Annotated in this window: 3 protein-coding genes; 1 reads left to right on the plus strand and 2 read right to left on the minus strand. The window is 71.7% G+C overall.

From position 1 onward, the window contains the following. Positions 1–116 precede the first annotated feature (116 nt). Together ACWD4A_RS35285 and ACWD4A_RS35290 are read right to left on the minus strand one after the other, a co-directional pair. Positions 117–332, minus strand: coding sequence for a hypothetical protein (locus ACWD4A_RS35285; protein WP_451200557.1), 216 nt, complete (start codon positions 330–332; stop codon positions 117–119). 10 nt (positions 333–342) lie between these two features. After that, positions 343–1,566 carry an anion permease gene (locus tag ACWD4A_RS35290; protein ID WP_451200559.1) on the minus strand — a complete coding sequence of 408 codons (1,224 nt, stop codon included), beginning with the start codon at positions 1,564–1,566 and terminating at the stop codon, positions 343–345. A gap of 113 nt (positions 1,567–1,679) precedes the next feature. Here ACWD4A_RS35290 and ACWD4A_RS35295 point away from each other — a divergent pair, with 113 nt between their 5' ends. Further along, positions 1,680–2,348 carry a class II aldolase/adducin family protein gene (locus ACWD4A_RS35295; RefSeq protein WP_451200562.1) on the plus strand — a complete coding sequence of 223 codons (669 nt, stop codon included), beginning with the start codon at positions 1,680–1,682 and terminating at the stop codon, positions 2,346–2,348. Positions 2,349–2,481 lie beyond the last annotated feature (133 nt).

The following is a 2,481-nucleotide window of genomic DNA, read 5'->3' on the forward strand; positions in this document are numbered from 1 at the left end:
AGCGCCACCAGTGACATCGAGCAGGCGGTGTCGACCGTGACCGCCGGGCCGCCGGACGGGCTGGAAATCCAGCCCGTCCGGCGTTTGAGGACAACGCGCGTCAGCGCGGTTCGGACCTAGCCGACGATCAAGAAGATGCCGTATCCCACCGCCGCCGCGCACAGCGCGTAGCACGCATACGCGCCCGTGCGGGCGAGCGCACCCGGACGCGTGCCCTCCGCGGACGCGGAGGACGTGCCGACGATGCCGAGGGTGAAGACGCCGACCAGTCCGACCGTCACCACGAGGCTGACGCCGAAGACCTGGCCCAGAGCTGCCCAGTCGATCTGCATGGTGGATTCCTTAGCTGGCCGCGGCCGCGGGCGTGCGCCCGGCCTCGGGGGACAGGGGGCCCGCCGGCGGCGGGGCGACGGCCTGCAGGGCCGCGGTGACGACGCCCGCCGGCTCGGCGGTCACGGTGTCGTCGACCTCGTTGACGGTGTCGTGGGTGACCGGCTGGCGCCGGGAGGCCACGTAGATCCCGCCGCAGACCGCCAGGCCCAGGACGGCGACCGCGGCGACGCCCCAGTCGCCCTGGTCGGCGAGGAACGCGGCGCCACCGGCGACGAGGCCCGCGGCCGGGAGGGTCAGGCACCAGGCGATGGCCATCCGGCCCGCCGTCGACCAGCGCACCACGCCGCCCTTGCGGCCGAGGCCGGAGCCCATGATCGAGCCGGAGCAGACCTGCGTGGTGGAGAGCGCGAAGCCGATGTGCGAGGAGGCGAGGATCACGGTCGCGGCACCGGTCTGGGCGGCGAAGCCCTGCGGCGGCTGGATGTCGGTGAGGCCCTTGCCCAGGGTGCGGATGATGCGCCAGCCGCCCAGGTACGTACCGAGCGCGATGGCCAGGCCCGCCGAGACGATGACCCACAGCGGCGGGTCCGAGTGCGGGGCGACGACGCCGCCGGTGACCAGCGCGAGGGTGATGACACCCATCGTCTTCTGGGCGTCGTTGGTGCCGTGGGCGAGGGAGACCAGGGCCGCGGAGGCGATCTGGCCCGCGCGGTAGCCCTTGGCGGTCTCCTTCTCGTCCCGGCCCCTGGCGAGCCGGTACGTGAGCCGGGTTGCGACCATGGCGGCCAGACCGGCCACGACGGGGGCCGCGACGGCCGGGATCAGGACCTTCATCACGACCTTGTCGGCGTTGACCGCGTTGAAGCCGACGGACACGATCGTCGCGCCGATGAGGCCGCCGAAGAGGGCGTGCGAGGAGCTGGAGGGGAGTCCGGCCAACCAGGTCAGCAGGTTCCAGACGATCGCGCCGATCAGCCCCGCGAAGATCACTTCGGGTCTGATCCCGGCACTCTCGTCGATGATTCCCCCGGAGATGGTCTTGGCGACCTCGACGGACAGGAACGCGCCGACAAGGTTCAGAACCGCCGACATCGCCACCGCCACCTTGGGCTTGAGCGCCCCGGTGGAGATGGTGGTGGCCATGGCGTTGGCCGTGTCGTGGAAGCCGTTCGTAAAGTCGAACACCAAGGCCGTGACGATCACGATCCCGATGAGAAGCGTGATGTGTTCCATTCACCCAGGCAATCAGCTCGATGGTCAGTACAGCGGCGACCGTAAAGACCCTTGGTGAACGGAAGGTGAACTGGGTCGGGCCGGGCAGTGACGCGAACCGGAGGCGGGTAACGATGCAGACAGCGAAGACCATACGCGAGGAAATCCGGCGGACCTGGGCCGACGTGGTGGCCACCGCCCGCCGCACCACCGCGGAAGGGCTGGTGGTGGGCACGTCCGGCAATGTCTCCGCGAGGGTCGGGGATGTCGTCCTCGTCACGCCCAGCGGGGTCCCCTACGACCGGCTCGGACCGGAGGACGCGGTCGGCGTCGGCCTCGACGGACGACAGGTGCTCGGCGAGCTCACCCCCACCAGCGAGCTCCCCATGCACCTCGCCCTCTACCGCTCGACCGACGCCGCGGCCGTCGTCCACACCCACGCCGTCCACGCCACGGCCGCCGCGGGGCTGGTCGACGAGCTGCCGCTGGTCCACTACATGGCGGGCGCCCTCGGCGGCCCCGTCCGCGTTGCCGACTACGCGCTCTACGGCACGGAGGAACTCGCCCGGAACATGCTGCGGGCCCTAGCCGGGCGCACGGGCTGCCTCCTGCGCAACCACGGCACGGTCACCTACGGCGCCACCCTGGACCAGGCGTACGACCGCACGGCTCAGCTGGAGTGGATGTGCCGGGTGTGGCTGACGTCGGCGTCGGTGCCGGGGCGCGCCCCGGCACTCCTGACCGCCGACCAGCTCGACGAGGCGACCGGGAAACTCCGCAACTACGGCCAGCCGCGCGGGTAGCCGCTGCCGCGGCTGCGCCGCGTTGTCCTCAAACGCCGGACGGGCTGAAATGCCGCAGCTTGCGGACTACGGTCCGCGAATCCAGCCCGTCCGGCGTTTGAGGACGCGGCCGCAGGCCGCTCCCGCCGCAGGC

It is taken from the genome of Streptomyces sp. NPDC002537, assembly GCF_053594975.1.

What these genes read in the sequence shown, in the direction of transcription:
- ACWD4A_RS35290 (WP_451200559.1), bottom strand. Translation starts at nt 1,566, where the DNA reads ATGGAACACATCACGCTTCTCATCGGGATCGTGATCGTCACGGCCTTG.
- ACWD4A_RS35295 (WP_451200562.1), top strand. Translation starts at nt 1,680, where the DNA reads ATGCAGACAGCGAAGACCATACGCGAGGAAATCCGGCGGACCTGGGCC.
- ACWD4A_RS35285 (WP_451200557.1), bottom strand. Translation starts at nt 332, where the DNA reads ATGCAGATCGACTGGGCAGCTCTGGGCCAGGTCTTCGGCGTCAGCCTC.